The organism is Microbispora corallina, assembly GCF_016863035.1.
In the GTDB taxonomy this organism is placed as follows: Bacteria; Actinomycetota; Actinomycetes; order Streptosporangiales; family Streptosporangiaceae; genus Microbispora; species Microbispora corallina.
This window is the reverse complement of sequence record NZ_BOOC01000018.1, coordinates 90,334-109,514: the sequence shown is the minus strand read 5'-3', so window position 1 is coordinate 109,514 and position 19,181 is coordinate 90,334. Positions and strand designations below refer to the sequence as shown.

General features: G+C 74.3%; 14 protein-coding genes. All 14 read left to right on the top strand.

Translation table 11 applies throughout. The annotated features are described in order from the left end of the window. The first annotated feature begins 359 nt into the window (after positions 1-359). On the top strand, positions 360-668 hold the full coding sequence (locus Mco01_RS19995) for a chorismate mutase family protein (RefSeq protein WP_204058417.1): 309 nt from the start codon (positions 360-362) through the stop codon (positions 666-668). 46 nt (positions 669-714) lie between these two features. Further along, positions 715-2,802 carry an aminodeoxychorismate synthase component I gene (gene pabB / locus Mco01_RS19990; protein WP_204058416.1) on the top strand — a complete coding sequence of 696 codons (2,088 nt, stop codon included), beginning with the start codon at positions 715-717 and terminating at the stop codon, positions 2,800-2,802. Positions 2,803-2,804: 2 nt separating this feature from the next. After that, positions 2,805-3,761, top strand: a complete 957-nt coding sequence (locus Mco01_RS19985) for a prephenate dehydrogenase/arogenate dehydrogenase family protein (protein ID WP_204058415.1) — start codon at positions 2,805-2,807, stop codon at positions 3,759-3,761. 5 nt (positions 3,762-3,766) lie between these two features. After that, the gene (locus Mco01_RS19980; RefSeq protein WP_204058414.1) at positions 3,767-5,452 is read left to right on the top strand and encodes a class I adenylate-forming enzyme family protein; all 1,686 of its coding nucleotides are present in this window, start codon (positions 3,767-3,769) and stop codon (positions 5,450-5,452) included. A gap of 90 nt (positions 5,453-5,542) precedes the next feature. Next, positions 5,543-6,625, top strand: a complete 1,083-nt coding sequence (aroF, locus tag Mco01_RS19975) for a 3-deoxy-7-phosphoheptulonate synthase (protein WP_204058413.1) — start codon at positions 5,543-5,545, stop codon at positions 6,623-6,625. Between the two features lie 233 nt (positions 6,626-6,858). Then, positions 6,859-8,889, top strand: coding sequence for a molybdopterin oxidoreductase family protein (locus Mco01_RS19970; RefSeq protein ID WP_239103761.1), 2,031 nt, complete (start codon positions 6,859-6,861; stop codon positions 8,887-8,889). Then, positions 8,886-10,340, top strand: coding sequence for an FAD-dependent oxidoreductase (locus tag Mco01_RS19965; protein WP_204058411.1), 1,455 nt, complete (start codon positions 8,886-8,888; stop codon positions 10,338-10,340). Before Mco01_RS19970 ends, Mco01_RS19965 begins: the two co-directional genes overlap by 4 nt. A gap of 44 nt (positions 10,341-10,384) precedes the next feature. Beyond that, positions 10,385-11,884 carry an MFS transporter gene (locus tag Mco01_RS19960; RefSeq protein WP_204058410.1) on the top strand — a complete coding sequence of 500 codons (1,500 nt, stop codon included), beginning with the start codon at positions 10,385-10,387 and terminating at the stop codon, positions 11,882-11,884. Positions 11,885-11,905: 21 nt separating this feature from the next. Beyond that, positions 11,906-12,913 (top strand): pyridoxal-phosphate dependent enzyme, encoded by a 1,008-nt coding sequence (locus Mco01_RS19955; RefSeq protein WP_204058409.1) that lies wholly within the window; start codon positions 11,906-11,908, stop codon positions 12,911-12,913. 303 nt (positions 12,914-13,216) lie between these two features. Next, on the top strand, positions 13,217-14,458 hold the full coding sequence (locus tag Mco01_RS19950) for an ATP-grasp domain-containing protein (protein WP_204058408.1): 1,242 nt from the start codon (positions 13,217-13,219) through the stop codon (positions 14,456-14,458). Then, positions 14,455-15,705: an MFS transporter gene (locus tag Mco01_RS19945; RefSeq protein WP_204058407.1), complete on the top strand. Its 1,251-nt coding sequence runs from the start codon at positions 14,455-14,457 to the stop codon at positions 15,703-15,705. Before Mco01_RS19950 ends, Mco01_RS19945 begins: the two co-directional genes overlap by 4 nt. A 67-nt stretch (positions 15,706-15,772) precedes the next feature. Further along, the gene (locus Mco01_RS19940) at positions 15,773-16,561 is read left to right on the top strand and encodes a cupin domain-containing protein (protein ID WP_204058406.1); all 789 of its coding nucleotides are present in this window, start codon (positions 15,773-15,775) and stop codon (positions 16,559-16,561) included. Positions 16,562-16,604: 43 nt separating this feature from the next. Next, positions 16,605-17,714: an acyl-CoA dehydrogenase family protein gene (locus Mco01_RS19935; protein ID WP_204058405.1), complete on the top strand. Its 1,110-nt coding sequence runs from the start codon at positions 16,605-16,607 to the stop codon at positions 17,712-17,714. Next, entirely contained in the window at positions 17,702-19,180 is a 1,479-nt protein-coding gene (locus Mco01_RS19930) for a dihydroorotase (RefSeq protein ID WP_204058404.1), read from the top strand. The genes Mco01_RS19935 and Mco01_RS19930 overlap by 13 nt, the downstream gene beginning before the upstream one ends. The last annotated feature ends 1 nt before the right edge of the window (position 19,181 follow it).

The window sequence follows — 19,181 nt, the reverse complement described above, 5'->3', positions numbered from 1 at the left end:
CACCGCCACCTTTCACGTGCATTCGCGGCTCCGATTTCGGCGAGCGCCTTTCGCGTTCCCGTGCCGCACCGTTTTACCGACTGGAGGCTACGATTCCCCGCCTCGGCGGGTCAACGGATTCCGGTGCCGTGCGGGCCCTTTCGAGGGCCTACGACCTGCGGTGCAGGGGTCGACTGGGGGTGCGGAGGGGTGGTCCGGTGAATCGGCGGGCCGACGGACGGCGCCCTTTCCGGACGGATTTCCACGGCTATTCATGTGGGGTCGTTAGGGGTTGTGACACCACCTCCCCGCTGCGAATTCTTGAATCGCCGGAACGTGACGGCGATCCATTCGACTCCGTTCATTGGAGGGTTGGTCAGATGGCTGGCAACGGTGCCGGAGACGGCGGCCTGGAGACGCTCCGGGCGACGCTCGACGGAATCGACGAGTCGCTGCTCGACCTGCTGCGCAGGCGCATCGAGTGCTGCGTCGACATCGCGCACGTGAAGCGCGAGCACGGCGTGCCGATGATGCAGCCGCACCGGATCGGCGTGGTCCAGCAGCGGGCGGCGCGGTACGCCGGCGAGCACGGGATCGATCCCGGATTCCTGCGCCGGCTCTACGACCTCATCATCGCCGAGACCTGCCGCGTCGAGGACCTGGTGATCGGCGATGTCACCGCCGTGTAGCGGCGCGCACCCAGCTATCCACCCACGGCATGGAGGGCAGCCAGGAATGAGAACGATCCTGATCGACAATTACGACTCGTTCACCTACAACCTCTACCAGCTTCTGGGGGAGGTGAACGGCCGGCCGCCGGTCGTGGTCCGCAACGACACCGACTGGTCGCAGGTGCCGATCGAGGAGTTCGACAGCGTCGTGATCTCCCCGGGACCGGGCCGGCCCGACCGGGCCCGCGATTTCGGGGTGAGCGCCCGCGCGATCCGCGAGAGCGGGCTCCCGGTGCTCGGCGTCTGCCTCGGCCACCAGGGCATCTGCCACCTGTTCGGGGGGACCGTCACGCACGCCCCGCAGCCGATGCACGGCCGGATCTCCCAGGTGATCCACACCGGTGACGACATCTTCGCCGGCCTGCCCTCGCCGTTCTCCGTGGTGCGCTACCACTCGCTGGCCGCGACCGAGCTGCCCGAGGAGCTGGAGGCGATCGCCTGGACCCAGGACGGCGTGATCATGGGCGTCCGGCACCGCACCGAGCCGATCTGGGGCGTGCAGTTCCACCCCGAGTCGATCAGCAGCGAGCACGGCCGGGAGCTGCTGGCCAACTTCCGCGACCTCGCCTTCGCCCACCGCGCGTCCCGGTCCGCGAGCGGGGCCGCCGCGCAGACGCCGCCCGCGCAGGCCCCCGCGCCGTACCAGGTGCACGTGCGCACGCTGCCGGTCCTGCCGGACGCCGAGCGGGCCTACCGGGAGCTGTTCGCCGGCGGCGAGCACGGCTTCTGGCTCGACAGCAGCGCGGTCATCGACGGGCTGTCCCGCTTCTCCTTCATGGGCGACGGCACCGGCCCCCTCGCCGAGTACATCACGTACCGGGTGGCCGAGGGGGCGGTCCGGGTCCGGCGCTCCGACGGCACCGAGGAGCGGGTCGAGCGGCCGTTCTTCGAGTACCTCGACGAGCAGCTCAGGCGGCGGAACGTCCGGGCGCCCGAGGGCCTGCCGTTCGACTTCAACCTCGGGTACGTCGGCTACCTGGGCTACGAGCTCAAGGCCGAGGCCGGCGGGTCGGACGCGCACACGGCCGAGGAGCCCGACGCGGCCATGCTGTTCGCCGACCGGATGCTCGTCCTCGACGACGTCGAGGGCGTCTCCTACCTGCTGGCGCTGACGGAGGGGCCGGACGCCGGCGAGGCCGTGGCCTGGCTCGACGACACCGCGGCCCGGCTGCTGTCCCTCCCGCCGAGCGAGCCGTCGGAGCCCGCGCCGTTCTCCGGGGTCGGCATGAACGACCCGTCGGTGGCCGGCACGGTGGAACTGCGGCACGACAAGGACGGCTACGTCCAGCGGATCGGGGAGTGCCTGGAGGAGATCTACCACGGCGAGTCGTACGAGATCTGCCTGACCAACGCCGTGACCCTCCAGGCCGTGATCGACCCGCTGCGCACCTACTCCCACCTGCGGCGGATCAGCCCCGTGCCGTACGGCGCGCTGCTGGACTTCCCCGACGTGGCCGTGCTCAGCGCCTCGCCCGAGCGGTTCATGACGATCGGTCCCGACCGGGTCGCCGAGTCCAAGCCGATCAAGGGCACCCGCCCGCGCGGCGCCACGCCGGATGAGGACGAGGCGCTCCGCCACGACCTGCTGAGCCGGGAGAAGGACCGCGCCGAGAACCTGATGATCGTCGACCTGATCCGCAACGACCTCAACACGGTCTGCGAGGTCGGCTCGGTGCACGTCCCGCGGCTGTTCCACGTCGAGACGTACGCGCCGGTGCACCAGCTCGTCTCCACGATCCGCGGGACGCTGCGTCCCGAGGAGTCGGTCGTCACCTGCGTGCGGGCCGCCTTCCCTGGCGGTTCGATGACCGGCGCCCCGAAGATCCGCACGATGGAGATCATCGACCGGCTGGAGGAGGGGCCGCGCGGCGTCTACTCCGGTGCGCTCGGCTGGTTCTCCCTCAGCGGGGCGACCGACCTCAGCATCGTCATCCGCACGCTGGTCGCCACCCGCGACCGGGTCAGCTTCGGCGTCGGGGGCGCGATCGTGGCCCTCTCGGACGCCGAGGAGGAGTTCGAGGAGACGGTCGTCAAGTCCCGCGCCATGGTCACCGCGGTGGTCGCGACCGCCGCCCAGGTCGTGGGGGCCTGACGATGGACGCGCCCGGAGCCCTGAGGCGCTGCGTGGTGGTGGGCGGAGCCGGCGCGGTCGGCGGGCTGTTCGCCGACCGGCTGCTCCGGTCGGGCGCCGACGTGCTCGTCGTCGACGCCGCCGCGCCGCTCCCCGGGCGCCTCCCGGGGGCGCGGTTCCTCAAGGGGGACGTCACCGCCCCGGACGGCGGGCTCGCGGCCGAGTTCGGCCGCGCCGACCTCGTCCTGCTGGCCGTCCCCGAGCCGGTGGCGCTGACGGCGGCCGCCGGGGTGGCGGCGGCCATGCGGCCGGGCGCGCTGCTCGCCGACACGCTGTCGGTGAAGGGCCCGATCGTCCGGGAGGTCCGGGCCCGCGCCGCGGCCGTCGAGGCGGTCGCGCTGAACCCGATGTTCGCCCCCTCTCTCGGGTTCGAGGGCCGTCCGGTCGCGGCGGTCGTGGTCCACGACGGCCCCCGCGCCCGCACGCTGCTGGACCTGGTCGGGTCGTGGGGCGGACGGGTCGTCCTCGTGAGGGAGGACGAGCACGACCGGCTCGCGGCGGCCACCCAGGCCCTCACCCACGCGGCCGTGCTGGCCTTCGGGCTGGCGCTGGACCGGCTCGGGGTCGGGGTGGCGGAGCTGGCCGCCGTCGCCCCTCCGCCGCACGCCACCCTGCTCGCGCTGCTGGCCCGCATCGCGTCCGGGACGCCCGAGGTCTACTGGGACGTCCAGGCCGCGAACCCGCAGGCGCCGGCGGCCCGCGAGGCGCTCGCGGCCGGCGTCCGCGACCTGTCCGCCCTCGTCGAGGGGGAGGGGGAGGAGCGGTTCGCCGCCGCCCTCGGCTCGCTGCGTGAGCTGCTCGGCCCCGATCTCGGCTTCTACCGCGACATGTGCGCCCGGATGTTCGGCGGCATGTCCTCCTACGACCCCGACGCCCTGTCCACACACGTTTCTGAACCGTCAGTAATGACCGAAAGGTGAGAACGATGACCCTGTCCCACGAGACCGTCCTCACTCCGGAGCAGCGCGCCAGGCTGGCCGCCGACCCGGACCTCGGCGGCGGCAACCTGCTGACCAAGGCGATCGAGGCCAACCCGCACCCCGAGCTGCCGTTCATCCACCTGGGCCGCCCGCTGACCGTTCCCAGCGGCGAGCAGCGGACCGAGCTGAGCCTGCTCGACCTCGACGAGCTCGTGCAGAGCTGGTCGGTGTGGTACCTCAAGCAGGGCGTGCGGCCCCGCGACCGGGTGGCCATCTACCTGCACGACTCGTTCGCGTACTCGGTGCACTTCTACGCGCTGGCGCAGATCGGCGCGGTGGCGGTGCTCGTCAACAGCAAGGCCTCCCGGTACATCGCGACCGAGCTGTGCCGGCAAACGAACCCGGTCGGCGTCTACACCGACCTCGACCACCTGGAGATCCTCGGCGAGGAGTTCCACCTGCTGCCGGGCCTGCGGTGGACGCAGGTGGCCGAGGAGCTGCCGGCCCCCCCGCCCGCAAAGCTCCCCCAGGAGGCCCGGTTCCGCCACGTGGACGAGGACCCGGTCTCGATCCTGCACTCGTCCGGCACCACCGGGCGGCCGAAGCCGGTCATCCAGACCCACCGGTCGTGTGTGGCCGGGCCGCGCTTCCGCCTCGTGGACCACCACGAGCAGCCCGGCGCCATCATGATGACCGCGCTGCCGCAGTCGCACCTCGGCTGCATCGCCTACTCCACGTACGCCGTGCTGGGCGGCACCCCGCTCGTCCCCTGGTACGACACGAGCGGCCCGGAGCTCGCCAAGGCCGTGGAGAAGTACCGCCCCACGACGGTCATGGCCTTCGGCCACGCGTACGCCGAGCTGGCGGCGGCCGACCTGCCCGCCGGCGCGATCGACTCGGTCAACGTGTGGATCTCCATCGGCGACGCCGTCCACGAGAAGCACATCAAGACGATCCTCGGCATGCGCAGCGCCGACCGGGCGCCCGCCTCGTTCTTCGACCGGCTCGGCACCACCGAGCTCGGCTGGGGCGTCCTGCTCAAGGTCCGCACGCTGGCCGACGAGCGCAACGACCGCTGCGTGGGCAAGCCCGTCGGCGTCGCCGAGGTGGCCGTCCTGCGCAGGGACGGCACGGAGGCCGACGTCAACGAGGTCGGCCTGCTCGGCGCCAAGGGCCCGGCCATCACCGCGGGCTACTGGAGCGACTCCGACACGACCTACCGCAGCAAGCTGTCGGGCTTCTGGCTCACCGGCGACATGGCCTACCGCGACGAGGCCGGCAACTACTTCCAGGTCGACCGCGCCGTGGACGCCATCGAGACCCCGACGGGCACCGGCTACTCGGTCTTCATGGAGGAGCTCATGCTCAACGAGCTGCCCGAGGTCCTCGACGTCGCCGTCGTCGCCGGCATCCACCGCGGCCGCACGGCCCCGGTGGCGGTCGTCACCTCCAGCGCCGCCAGGCCGGACGCGCAGAAGCTGCTCAACGAGGCGAACGAGGCCCTGCGGGCCGCCGGGCACCCCGAGCTCACCATGCTCGAGGTCGCCAGGAGCGAGGAGGACTTCCCGGTCGGCGTCACCGGCAAGGTCCTCAAGCGCCGTCTCCGCGAGAAGTACAGCTCGCTGTCGACCTACATCCGCGAGGGCGGCGGCAAGTCCATCGGCACGATCCTCAACGACGTGTTCGTGTGATCGCCCGCCCGGGCCCGGCGGCGACGCCGGGCCCGGGTCCCGCCCCCGACAACGACCCGATGCCCTCACACCGATGCGGAGAGGATTCCCATGAGTGACGCCGAGCTGCTGCTCGTGTTCGATTCGAAGGTCGACCGGTCCGGCATCGACGGGTGGACACAGCACTTCGACTCCACCGGTACGACGGCCACGACCTACCGGCTGGGAGCCGTGGACGTGATGGTGGCCCAGGGCCCCGCCACCCTGCTCCCGGCGCCGGAGGACCTGCCGCGGCCCACGCATACGGTCCGCGCGAGCGGCGGCTTCCGGCTGGGCAGGCGCGAGCTGGTCCCGTCGGGGACCCGGGTGTCCATCGGCTCGGCCGTCATCGGGGACGGGGACATCGCCGTCTTCGCCGGCCCGTGCGCGGTGGAGAACCGGGAGCAGATGCTGTCCACGGCCAACGCCGTCGCCGGCCACGGCGCGGTCGGCCTGCGGGGCGGCGCGTTCAAGCCCCGGACCACGCCGTACTCCTTCCAGGGCCTCAAGTGGGCCGGGCTGGAGCTGCTGGCCGAGGCCAGGGAGGAGACCGGGCTGCCGATCCTGACCGAGGTGGTCGACCCCCGGCACGTGGACCGCATGGCCGAGGTGACCGACGCGTTCCAGATCGGCACCCGCAACATGCAGAACTTCTCCCTGCTCAGCGAGGTGGGCCGCACCGGGATGCCGGTCGTGCTCAAGCGCGGCTTCGGCTGCTCGGTCGAGGAGCTGCTGACGGCCGGGGAGTACATCCTGGCCGAGGGCAACGACCAGCTCGTGCTGTGCGAGCGCGGCATCCGGACCTTCGAGGGGTCCACCCGGTTCACCCTCGACCTGTCGGCGGTGGCGCTGCTCAAGCGGCGCACCCACGTGCCCGTGATGGTCGACCCCAGCCACTCTCTCGGCGTGCCCGAGCTCATCGAGCCGCTCACGCTGGCCGCCGTGGCCGCGGGCGCGGACGCCCTCCTCATCGACGTGCACGTGCAGCCGCAGCAGGCCCTCTGCGACGGCAAGCAGGCGCTGCTCCCGGCCGACTTCGGCCGGATCATGGGGCGGCTGGACTCGCTCGCGCTCGGCCTCGGCCGCCGCCTCGGCATCGGCCCGGCCGCCGACTACTCGCAGATCCACGACGTGCTGACCGGCGACGTCGTCTGACCGCCGCAGCACCCCACCGGACCCCGCCTCCGGCTCGGCCTTCACGCCGCGCCGGAGGCCGGTTCGCCCTGTTCGCCCGGCCCCCGCCCGATTTCGCCGGACCGGAGGTGAGTCCGATGCGCACGGCCCCGCTCCCCGTGGTCGCCGCGTCCGCCGCCCGCGACCCCCGCCCCGACAGGTCCATCGACGTCCCCACCGACTCGCACTGCCCGTACTGCGCGCTGCAGTGCGGCATGTCCCTGTCCCCGGCCGGGCGCACCTCGGTCCGGGTACGTCCCCGGGACTTCCCGACGAACGGCGGCGGCCTGTGCCAGAAGGGCTGGACCTCGGCCGCCCTGCTGGGCTCGCCCGCCCGGCTCACCACCCCGCTCGTCCGCTCGGGCGGCGTCCTGCGGCCCGCGAGCTGGGACGAGGCGCTCGGCCTCGTCGCCGGACGGCTGCGGGAGATCGTCGACGAGCGGGGGCCGGACGCCGTCGCGCTCTTCGGCGGCGGCGGGCTCACGAACGAGAAGGCCTACCTGCTCGGCAAGTTCGCCCGGGTGGCCGTGGGCACCTCGCAGGTGGACTACAACGGCAGGTTCTGCATGTCGTCGGCCGCCGCCGCGGCCAACCGGGCCTTCGGGCTCGACCGCGGGCTGCCGTTCCCGGTCACCGACCTGGACGGCGCCGACGTCGTGCTGCTCGCCGGGGCCAACCCGGCCGAGACCATGCCGCCGTTCCTGTCCCACCTGCGCCGGGCGGCCGAGGCCGGCGGCCTGATCGTCGTCGACCCCCGGCGCACCCCGACCGCCGAGCGGGCCGCCCTGCACCTGGCGCCCGCCCCCGGCACCGACCTCGCGCTGGCCCTCGGCATCCTGCACGCCGCCGTCGCGGACGGGCATCTCGACCGCGACTACGTCCGGGACCGCACGGCCGGGTTCGACGACGCGTGGCGGCTCGCCGCGGCCTGGTGGCCCGAGCGCGCCGAGCGGGTGACCGGTGTGGCGGCGGCCGACCAGCGGCGGGCGGCCGCCCTGCTGGCCGGGGCGTCCGGCGCGTACGTGCTGACCGGCCGCGGCGTCGAGCAGCACGCCACCGGCGTCGACACGGCCGGCGCCTGGATCAACCTGGCCCTCGCCCTCGGACTGCCGGGGCGTCCCGGCTCCGGCTGGGGCTGTCTCACCGGGCAGGGCAACGGCCAGGGCGGCCGCGAGCACGGGCAGAAGGCCGACCAGCTGCCCGGCTACCGGCGGATCGACGACCCGGCCGCCCGGGCGCACGTCGCCCGCGTCTGGGGCGTCCACCCGGACGCGCTGCCGGGGCCAGGCCGCTCGGCCTACGAGCTGCTCGACGCGCTCGGCACGCCCGGCGGGCCGTCCGCGCTGCTCGTCTTCGGCAGCAACCCCGTCGTGTCGGCCCCGCACGCGCGTCGCGTGGCCGACCGGCTGGCGGCGCTCGACCTGCTGGTCGTGGCCGACATCGTGCTGTCGGAGACGGCGCTCGCCGCCGACGTGGTGCTGCCGGTGACTCAGTGGGCCGAGGAGGACGGCACGCTCACCAACCTGGAGGGGCGCGTCCTGCTGCGCCGCCGGGCGCTGCCGCCCCCCGCCGGGGCGCGGACCGACCTGGAGGTGCTCCACGGCCTCGCCGTACGGCTGGGGCAGCCGCCGGAGCGGTTCCCCGCCGATCCCGAGGCGGTGTTCGCGGAGCTGCGGGCGGCCTCGGCCGGCGGGCCCGCGGACTACTCGGGCGTGACCTACGACCGGCTGCGCGCGGGGGAGGCCCTGCACTGGCCGGTCCCCGCCGAGGACCATCCCGGGACGCCCCGGCTGTTCCTCGACCGGTTCGCCCACCCCGACGGCCTGGCCCGCTTCGCGGCCGTCGACCACACGGGTCCGGCCGAGCCGCCGGACGCCGAGTTCCCCCTGCACGCCGTCACCGGCCGGGTGCTCCAGCACTACCAGTCCGGCGCGCAGACCCGGCGGGTGGAGGAACTGCGGGCGGCCGTCCCCGAGGGGTACGTCGAGGCGCACCCCGACACGGCCGGCCGGGCCGGGCTCGCCGACGGCGCCCTGGCCGCGGTCACCTCGCGGCGCGGGAAGGTCGTCGTCCGGGTCCGGTGCGTCGACTCGCTGCCGGCCGACGTGGTGTTCCTGCCGTTCCACTTCCCCGGCGACCAGCGGGCCAACCTGCTGACCAACCCGGCGCTCGACCCGGTCAGCCGGATGCCCGAGTTCAAGGTCTGCGCCGTACGGCTCTCGCCCGCGAGGGAGGCCCGGTCATGAGACGGCGAACGGTGCTGATCGCGGGGTACGGCATGGCCGGCGCCCGGCTGGCCGAGGAGATCCGCCGCCGCGACCCGCGGGGGGACCGGCTGGCCGTCGTCGCGGCCGGCCGGGAGCCCCACCTGCCGTACAACCGGGTGCTGCTGTCCGCCGTCCTGGCGGGTGCGATGTCGCCCGCGTCGGTCCGGCTGCAGGACGAGGCGTGGGCGGCCGGGCACGGCGTCGACCTGCGGAGGGGCCGCGACGTGGTCGCGGTCGACCGCGACCGCCGGGAGGCGCTGCTGGACGACGGGACGACGGTCGCCTACGACGTGCTCGTCCTGGCCACCGGGGCCCGCGCGTGGGTGCCGCCGGTGGAGGGGCTGCTCGCCGACGACGGCGCGCCCGCGCCGGGCGTCGAGACGTTCCGCACCCTGGACGACTGCGCGCGGATCGAGGCGGCGGCGCGCGACGGCGCCGAGGTGGCCGTGCTCGGCGGCGGGCTGCTCGGCCTGGAGGCGGCCCGCGGGCTGGCCGGCCGGGGCGTCCCCGTCACCGTGGTCCACCCGGTGGCCCACCTCATGGAACGCCAGCTCGACCGGGGAGCCGGTGACGTGCTCGCGCGCACGCTGCGCGGGCTCGGCGTCCGGGTGCGGCTGAACGCCCGGGCGGTCCGCTACCTCCCCGGCGACGGGCTCAAGCTCGACGACGGCCTGGTGCCCGCCGACCTGGTCGTCGTGTCGGCCGGGGTGCGGCCCGAGACCGGCCTGGCGGAGGCCGCCGGGCTGGAGGTCGACCGGGGCGTCGTCGTGGACGACGAGCTGCGGACGAGCGACCCGGCCATCCGCGCCATCGGCGACTGCGCCCGGCACCCGGGCACGGTCTCCGGGCTCGTCCAGCCGGCCTGGGAGCAGGCGGCGGCGCTCGCGGGGCTGCTGCTCGGCGAGGCCACGCCGTACCGGGGGACGTCGGTGGTGACCCGGCTCAAGGCGAGCGGGGTCGACCTGGCCGCGCTCGGCGACGTGCACACCGCGCCGGACGACCCGGACACCGAGGTGCTCTGCCTCACCGACGCCGCGAGAGGGCGCTACGCCAAGCTCGTGGTCCGCGACGAGCGGGTGGCGGGCGCCATCGCGCTCGGGCTGCCCGACGCCGCCGCCGCGATCACCCGCTTCTACGACGGCGGCATCCCGGTGCCCGCCGACCGGCTCGCGCTGCTGCTCGGCCGGGCCCTCCCCGACGGCGCGGCCGGGGGCGGCGGCGCGGACCCGGCGACGCTGCCGGCGTCGAGCGTGGTCTGCCGGTGCAACTCCGTGAGCAAGGAGCGGCTGGTCGCGGCGTGGCGGGCGGGGGCGGCGGACGTCCCGGCGCTGGCCACGGCGACCCGGGCGACGACCGGCTGCGGCACCTGCCGCGACACGGTGGCGGGCGTCGCCCGATGGCTCGCCGCCCAGCCCGCCACGGCCCGATGAACACCCATGAAGGACTGACGGACCCGACCGACGAGGAGATCGGCATGGACACGACGACGGCGGCCGCCCCGCGCGGCCGGAGGTGGATCGAGCGCTGGGATCCGGAGGACGAGGAGTTCTGGGAGACCACGGGGCGGCGGGTGGCCCGGCGCAACCTGGCCTTCTCGGTCTTCACCGAGCACATCGGCTTCGCCATCTGGGTGCTGTGGTCGGTGGTGGTGCTCAGCCTGCCGGCGGCCGGGCTGCCGATGAGCGTGTCGGAGTCGTTCTGGCTGGTCTCGCTGCCGAACCTGATCGGCGCGGCCATCCGGATCCCCTACACGTTCGCCGTGCCGCGCTTCGGCGGCCGGGCCTGGACGACGGTCTCGGCGGCGATGCTGCTGATCCCGACCTCGCTGCTGGCGTTCGTCGTGCCGAGCGGCTGGCTGGCCGCGCAGCCGCACGGCACCCAGTTCGCCGTGCTGCTCGCCTGCGCGGGGGTGGCCGGGGTCGGCGGCGGCAACTTCTCCTCGTCGATGGCGAACATCTCGTTCTTCTATCCCGAGCGGCGCAAGGGCTTCGCGCTCGGCCTGAACGCCGCCGGGGGCAACCTCGGCGTCGCCGTGGTGCAGCTGCTCGTCCCGCTGGTCGTCATCGTCGGCGTGCCGAAGGCGCTGGTCGGCAAGCAGGTCCACCTGGCCTACGCCGGTCTGATGTGGATGCCGTTCATCGTGGTCGCCGGGGTGTGCGCGTGGCTGTTCATGGACAGCCTGACGGAGGCGAAGGCCGACACCCGGGCGTACGCGTCGGCGCTGCGGCATGGGCAGACGTGGATCGTGTCGGCGCTGTACATCGGCACGTTCGGCTCGTTCATCGGGTTCTCGTTCGCGCTGCCGCTGGTGATCAAGACGACGTTCCCCGAGTTCCTGGCGCAGCACGCGTTCATCCGCGACTACCTCGCGGGGCTCGGCTTCGCCGGGGCGCTGGTCGGCTCGGCCGCCCGGCCGTTCGGCGGCTGGCTGTCCGACCGCTTCGGCGGCGCCCGGGTGACGCTCGCCGTGTTCGCCGGGATGGTGCTGGCCACGATGGCCGCGGCCGCCGGGGTGCAGCGGCACCAGTTCGCCCTGTTCTTCGGGGCGTACATGGTGGTCTTCGCCTGCTCGGGCGTCGGGAACGGTTCGACCTACCGGATGATCCCGGTCATCTTCGGCGAGCTCGGCCGCAAGGAGGCGGCCGCCCGGGGGCTCGACCCGGCCGAGACCGTGACGGCCTTCAAGCGGCGGGCCGCGGCGGTCATCGGCATCGCCGGGGCCATCGGGGCGTTCGGCGGCTTCCTCATCCAGCAGGCGTTCCGCCTGGCCAGCCTCGACGTCGCGGCGGCCATGAAGGGCAAGGCCGGCCCGGTGGCGGCCCGCGTCGCCCAGGAGCACGCGAGCTGGTCGCTGCCCGCTCTGTGGGTGTTCGCCGGGGCGTACGTGCTGCTCGCCGGCGTCACCTGGTGGGTCTACCTGCGCCGCGCCCTGCTGGTCCGGCGCGCGCCGAGCCTCGCGTACGCCGAGGTCTGACCCGCTCAAGGAGGGACTGCGATGACCAGCGGGACGTTCTCCCGGCTCGGCGAGACCCTGCCGGCCCTGCGTGTGGAGCCCGTCGACGACGGCCCGGCCCTGCGCCGGTACCCCGGCCTCGTCACCTGCCGGGACCTCATCGGCGGCACCACCCTGCTGGACGTGCCCTCCCCCGAGGGCGGCGCCCGGATCGTCGCCAAGTGCGAGTTCGAGAACCCGGCCGGGTCGATCAAGGACAGGATCGCGTACGGCCTGCTGTGCCAGGCGATCCGCGACCACGACGAGGACGGGCCGCCGCTGCGGATCCTCGGCTGGTCGTCCGGCAGCCTGGCCCGGGCGTTCGGGTACCTGCGGGCGTTCACCGGCATCCCGATGCGGTTCGCGCTCCCGGCCTCCGTCCCGCCGAGCTGGCTGCGCGCCATCCAGGCGTACGGCGTCCGGGTCGACCTCGTGGACGACGCGGCCGGTGAGGCGGGTCTCGCCGGCCGCGCCCTGGAGATCGCCGCGAAGGAGCCCGGGTGGACGCACATCCACATCCACGACCTCCCCGTCGTGGCGGTCCACCGGTACGGGACGGGGGAGGAGATCCTCCGCGAACTCGGCGGGCGCCGGCCCACCCACTGGGTCGGCGGGCTCGGCTCGGCCGGCGCCCTCGCCGGGGTGGCGCTGGCCCTGCGCCGCCGCTTCCCCGACCTGGCCGTCGTCGCGGTCACCCCCGCCGACATGCCGTACGGGACGGAGGAGGGGCCGGCGCCCCCGGCGGGCGACGGGCGGGGGGACGGCCTCCCGCATCCGTTCGTGGAGGCGTTCGTCCCGGACGCGGTCCACGTCTCGGTCACGGCTGCGGACGCGTTCGCGGCCATGCGGCGCTTCCTGCGCCTCACCGCCATCCGCGTCGGCGGCGCCTCGGCCGCCAGCTGGCTGGCCGCCTGGCGCCTGGCGGCGACGCTGCCGCCCGACGCGCTCGTCGTAACGGTCCTCACCGACAGCGGGCCGCCCGAGGAATGGGAGCGCGCGAACAATTCGTAGCGCTTTCGCATAACGAAAGTTGTAGGCCGGATGTCCCTTCGTTATCCGGGCCGGTCACAAGGGTTACCCGTCATTGTGTGGCATCTCGTCCGTGCTTAATCTGCTGGTCAGAGGGCCAGTATCAGCGGCCGGACGGTAATGGGAAGGACAGTGAAATGGCTCAACAAATAAGGGTGGAAAAGCCCAGGAAGCCGAAGCCGAATTCGCTTGACCTGCGCACTCCGTCCGGCCGCCGGCTTCCTTACTGATGCCGGACAACGGCCCCGGGACGCACCACACCACCACCGGAAGGGAGGGATCCCGGTGAGCAACCTGGTCATGGTCATGCCGTACCGGGCCTTCGTCATCAAGGCCCGGGAGGAGGGGCACCGGATCTGCGCGATCTGGGACCCCACCCTGCAGACGGCCGACTATCTGCACGGCATCGCCGAGCTCGCCGACGCGTTCGTGCTCACGGACTTCTCCGACCCCGTCGTCTTCGACCGGGCCGTGCGGCGGGCCGCGCAGGACTTCGACGCCGACGCGATCTATCACATCGGGGCCGAGGACAGCATGCTCGCGACCTATCGGATCGCCGAGGAGCTGGGCAAGGCCGTCAACCCGAGCCGCTCGATCGAGCTGCTCAACGACAAGCTCGCCATGCGCCGGCTGCTGGCCGAGCACGGCATGTCGCCGGTGCGCTTCGCCACCGCCGACCGGTGGCAGGACGTGCCGGCGCTGCTCGGCGCCTTCGAGCTCCCGGTCGTCGTCAAGCCGACCGAGCTGGCCGGCAGCCGCGGCGTGTACCTGCTCCACCACGCCGGCCAGGTCGAGGAGTGGGGGCGGCTGCTCGACTCCTGCGACTACCGCGGCCCGGTCCTCGTGGAGGAGTACCTGCGCGGGCCCGAGTTCAGCGTCGAGACGCTCAGCGACGGCGGACGCCACCAGGTGGTGGGCGTGACGCGCAAGGTCCTCGGGCCGCCGCCGCTGTTCGTCGAGGCGGGCCACGTCCACCCGGCGCCGGACGGCCCGGACACCCGGGCCATCGGGGAGCTGGCCGTGCGCCTGCTCACGGCCGCCGGCTACCAGACCGGGCCGGCCCACACCGAGGTCATCTGGACCTCGTCCGGCCCCCGCATCGTCGAGTCGCAGGCACGGCTCGGCGGCGACCAGATCCCCCGGCTGGTGCAGCTCAGCACCGGGATCGACATCGAGCGGGCGGTCTTCCGCATCCTCGGCGGCCGCGCCCCGGGCCCCCGCGAGCGGCGGCGCGTCGCCCACATCGCGTACTTCTCCTTCACCCCGGGGCTGGTCAGGTCGGTGCAGGGCGTGGAGGAGGCGCGGGCCCTCGGCTTCGTCGACATGCTGGAGATGCCCTTCCAGCCGGGCGGCCGGGTGCCGGTGACCGTCGACTGGCGCACCCGGCACGGCTTCGTCGTCGTCAGCGGCGACACCGAGGAGCAGGCGCTGGCGCGGGCCCGTCACGTCCAATCCGTCGTCCGCGTCGAGGTCGAGCCGGACGAGGTCGCGGCGCGGGTGCCCGCCGGGGCGGGCGCGCCGTCATGAGGCTCGCCGCGCTCCACCCCAACCTGCGCGTCCGGATCGCCGTCGGCTTCGTCCAGCGGCTGCTCGACAGCATGGTCATGTCGTTCATGGCCGTCTACCTCGCCTTCCAGTACGGCGTGGCGGTCGCGGGCGTCCTGGTCGTGGCCGTCATGGCGCTGGGCGTCGTCGGGACCCTGGCCGGCGGCCACATGTCCGACGCGCACGGCAGGCGGCGGACGCTGCTGCTCGGCGAGCTGGGCGTCTGCCTGACGTTCGGGGTCATGGCGGCGGCCGACGCGTGGCACGCCCCGATGGCCGTCTACGCCGGCTACGTCGTCAACAAGTTCGCCGCGAGCTTCGCCATGCCGGCGAACGACGCGATGATCCTCGACGTCACCGGCCCGGAGAGCCGCAAGCTCGTTTACACGATCAACTACTGGTCCATCAACCTGGCCCTGGCCTTCGGCGCCCTGGTCGGCGGCTTCCTCTACAACGGGCACTTCACCCTGCTGCTGGGCCTCGCCACGGCGGGCACGGTGGGCATCGCGGCCGCCACGTTCGTCCTGATCGCCGAGACCCGCCCCGACACCCCCGTCCAGGAGACCCGGCAGTCGATCCTGCGGGACTTCGCCTCCGGCTACCGGCTGGTCCTCCAGGACCGGGCCTTCGGCCGGCTGCTCGTCGCCGCCACCCTGTTCATGTCGATCGAGCTGCAGCTCATCAACTACATCGGCGTACGGCTGGCCAGGGACCTGCCCCGGCAGGACCTGATACCGGCCGCCCCGTGGACCGTCCGGGTCGACGGCGTCGAGATGCTCGGCATCCTGCGGGCCGAGAACACCGTGCTCGTGGTGGTGCTCGCGCTCGTGGCCCACGTCGTGCTGCGGCGCGTGCCCGACCGCGTGCGGCTCTACGCGGGGGCCGGGCTGTTCACCGCCGGCTACATGGTGCTGGCCGTCAGCGACACGGGCTGGGTGCTGCTGCTGGCCGCGCTCGTCCTCACGATCGGCGAGCTCATGGACGTGCCGGTCCGGCAGACGCTGCTCGCCGACATGGTGCCGGACGGCGCACGCACCCGCTACATGGCCGTCTACAACCTCAACATCCGGATCGCGCTCGTCGTCGCCTCGGCGTGCATCACGGTCGGGTCGGTCGTCCCGCCGTGGGGCATGGCCGCCCTCTACGGCCTGTTCGGCCTGGTGATCATCTCGCAGTACCGCGCGATCCTCGCCCCGTCCGCCACCCGTCCCGCGCTCGCGCGGGCCTGACGGGCGGCGGACCGCCCACCCCGTCCCCGCCCCCGTCCACGACGCCGCCACAGCAAGGGAGAGTCCGATGAACCTGACAAGGCACGCCTCCGGCGCCGTGCTGCGCGCCGCCGAGCTGGGGTACCGGCAGTACGGCGACTGCTGGGTGAGCCGGATGGTAGGCCCGGAGATCGGCGCGACGTTCGCGAGCGTCGACGCCGTCAAGATCCCACCCGGCCGCCAGTGGGCACCCCCGGACGTCCAGGGGGCCGAGCAGGTCGCCGTCGTGCTGTCCGGCTCCGGCGTCGGGACGGTCGACTTCGAGATCTCCCCGATGCGCGGGGCGTCCGCGCTGTACTCGCCCACCGGGAGCACGTACTCGGTCTCGGCGGGCGACCGGGAGATGACGGTCTACGTCTGGACCAGCGTCCTGCCGGAGGGCGCGCGCCGGGGGACCAGGCCCGCCAGGTTCCGCTCGCTGTGGAACAGCGAGACGCGGCTGGCCGGCCTCCCCGGGATCGGCCGCGCGCCCCGGCGCACGGCCGCCACGAACGTCCTGTTCTGGCCGGGGGCGGGCAGCGCCCGGCTCTGCCTGCACTGCGTGATCATGATGCCGGAGGAGACTCTCGCCGTCCACACCCATCCCGGGAGCGACGAGGCGTACTTCGTCTTCGAGGGCAGCGGCCAGTTCTACCTGTACGACCGCTGGGTGGACCTCGGCCCCGGCGACGGCGTCTTCGCCCCGCCGGACGTCCCGCACGGCGCCCGCAACCCGTATTCCGGCCACCGCGCCGACCGGTTCGTGGCGTTCGGCGGCCCGGCCCCGTTCGACCCCGAGCTGTACGGCGTCGCCGGCGTCTCCGCCGAGGTGCGGTGACGCGCGTCGCGCCTTCTGCACTTCATCGCAAGGAGAGTGTGAGATGCCCGTCTCCACTGGTCTGACCGCCTTGAGACAGGGTTCGCTGTCGGACCTGTTGTCCGTCCTGGAGGCCACCGCCTCCGCCGCCGACGAGTACGGCAGGCCGGCCGGGGACGCGCTGGAGGCGCTGCGCGCCTCCGGTGTCCTGGCCGCGGCCGTCCCCGTGCGGTACGGCGGGTTCGGCGGCGACGCCCTGGACACCAACCGGCTGGTGACGCGGGTGGCCCAGGCGGACGCCTCGATGGCCGTCGTGCTGTTCCAGCACTTCGCGGTCACCGCCCGGCTGGCCGAGCACGGGACCCAGGAGCAGCGTGAGCGGCTCCTGCCCGCCCTGGGGACGGGCCGCTGGCTCGCCGCGTCCGCGTGGAGCGAGGTCGGCGCGGACGAGGACGACCCGTCCATGTGGGCCGTCCTCGGGGACGGCGGCGTGTGGGAGCTCGACGGCCTGCAGGCGTACGTGACGGGGGCCGGCCTCGCCGACCTCTACCTGGTCCTCGCCCAGGCCGGCGGCGCGGATGGCGAACCGGCGGCCGGACCCACGTTCTTCCTGGTCGAGGCGGGCAACCCGGGCCTGGCGAGCACCCCGCCGATGGACCTGGTCGGCGTGCGCAGCTCGGCGACCGGCGGCATCGCGCTGCGGCGCTGCCGCGTGGGCGACCGGGACCGGCTCGGCGAGGTCGGGCGGGCCGCCCGCGTCATCGCGGCCGTCCGCGAGTGCGGCGCCACGCTCGGCGCGGTCAGCGCGGGGATCGCCGAGGCCGGCTACGCCCATCTCGTGGCCGGGCTGCGCGCGTCCGGCGGGCTCGGCGACCCGGCCGTCCGCCGCCGGCTGGCCGACCTGGCCACCCGCGTCGAGGCGGTCCGGGCGATCGTCGAGCGGGCCGGCCGGCGGGACGCCCCCGACCCGGGGACGGCCGCCCTGCACAGCAAGCTGTTCGCCTCCGAGGTGTCCGAGAGCGTGCTGGCGGAGGCCGCGCGGCTGCTCGGCGGCGGCGCCTTCCTCCGGTCGCACCCGGTCAACCGGCTCCAGCGGGACGCCAGGGCCGTCGCCCTCATGGGGCCGTCGAACGACCTGTGCCGCGATCTTGTGGGCGCGCAGTGGGCCGGCTGACCTGCCTCGCCACCCCGCACCTGGCGGACCTGCTGATCAGGGACGCCCTGATCGTCACGCCGGACGGTGTGACGCCCGGCGGCGTCCTCGTGCGCGACGGCCGGATCGCCCGCCTCGTGCCGCCGGAGGCGCTGCGGGACGGCTCGCTGCCGCCCACGTGGTCGGTGCTCCACGCCCGCGGCCGGTACGTGCTGCCCGGCCTGGTCGACTCCCACGTGCACATCGGCGGCGGAGGGCCCGGCCACGAGGACTGGCGCCGCGCCGGCCGCGCCGCCGCCGCCGGGGGCGTGACCACGGTGATCGACATGCCGGACACGGTGCCCCCGCCGCTCGACCCGCCGGGCGTGGCGGCCCGGGCCGAGCTGGTCCGCGGGGAGTCGCTCGTCGACTTCCGCTTCCATCTCGGGGTACGGCCGGACCGGGTGGACCTGCTCGCGGACGTGGTCCCGGCCGCCGCAGTGAGCGTCACCGCGTTCCCCGCCGCCGGCGGCCCGGACGCCACCCGCGACGCGGAGGTCTTCGCCGCCTCCGCGAGGGCCGGGCTGCGGCTGCTGCTGCACGTGGAGGACGACCCGGCCGTCCGGTGCGGCGCGCCCCCGTCGTCCCGTACGGACGTGCGCGACCGGCGGCACGGCGACGCCGACGCGGTCGGGCGGATCGTCGAGCTGGTCCGGCGGCACGGCACGGCCGTCCACGTCGTCCACGTCGCCACGGCCGGGGAGGCGGGCCTGCTCGCGGCGGCCGCCGGCCAGGGGCTCCCGGTGACCTTCGAGGTCACGCCGCACCACCTGTCGTTCACGGAGGCCGACGCCGGCCGGCTCGGCCCGCGGGCGCGACCGTGCCGGGCCGTCCGGTCGGAACGGGACCGGGAGCGGCTGTGGGACGCCGTGTGGCGGGGGGAGGCCGCGACCATCGGCGGCGGCGACGCCCCTGACGTCCCGGGGGAGCGGCGCGCCCCCGCCGACGCGCCTCACGGTCCGCCCGGCGTGCGGGAGTTGCTGCCGGCCGTCTACGCCGGCATGCGCGCCCGGCGGCCGGCGGCCGGCCCGGGGGAGCTGCTCCGGCTGATCGCCCGGCTGTGCGCGGACAATCCCGCCCGGCTGTTCGGGCTGGCCGGCCGCAAGGGGCGGATCGCCCCCGGCATGGACGCCGACCTGGTCGTCTTCGACACGGAGGAACGATGGACATCCGGTTCGGCCGAGGCGTACGGCAGGTGCGGCCCGACGGCCAGGGACGGCAGGACGGTCGGCGGGCGTCCCGTGCTGACGCTGCGCCGCGGCCAGGTGATCTGGGACGCCGGGATGGAGGCCTTCGGGCCGCCCGACGGCGTCTTCCCGCCCGCGGAGCGTCCGGCCGACCTGGCCGTCCGGCGGCCCGGCGGACACCCGCCCTTCTCCCGCTCGCCGTCGAGAATCAGCCCTTATATCTCTCCCGGTTTGCCGGATTTGCAGCGCGAACGGTCCTAGA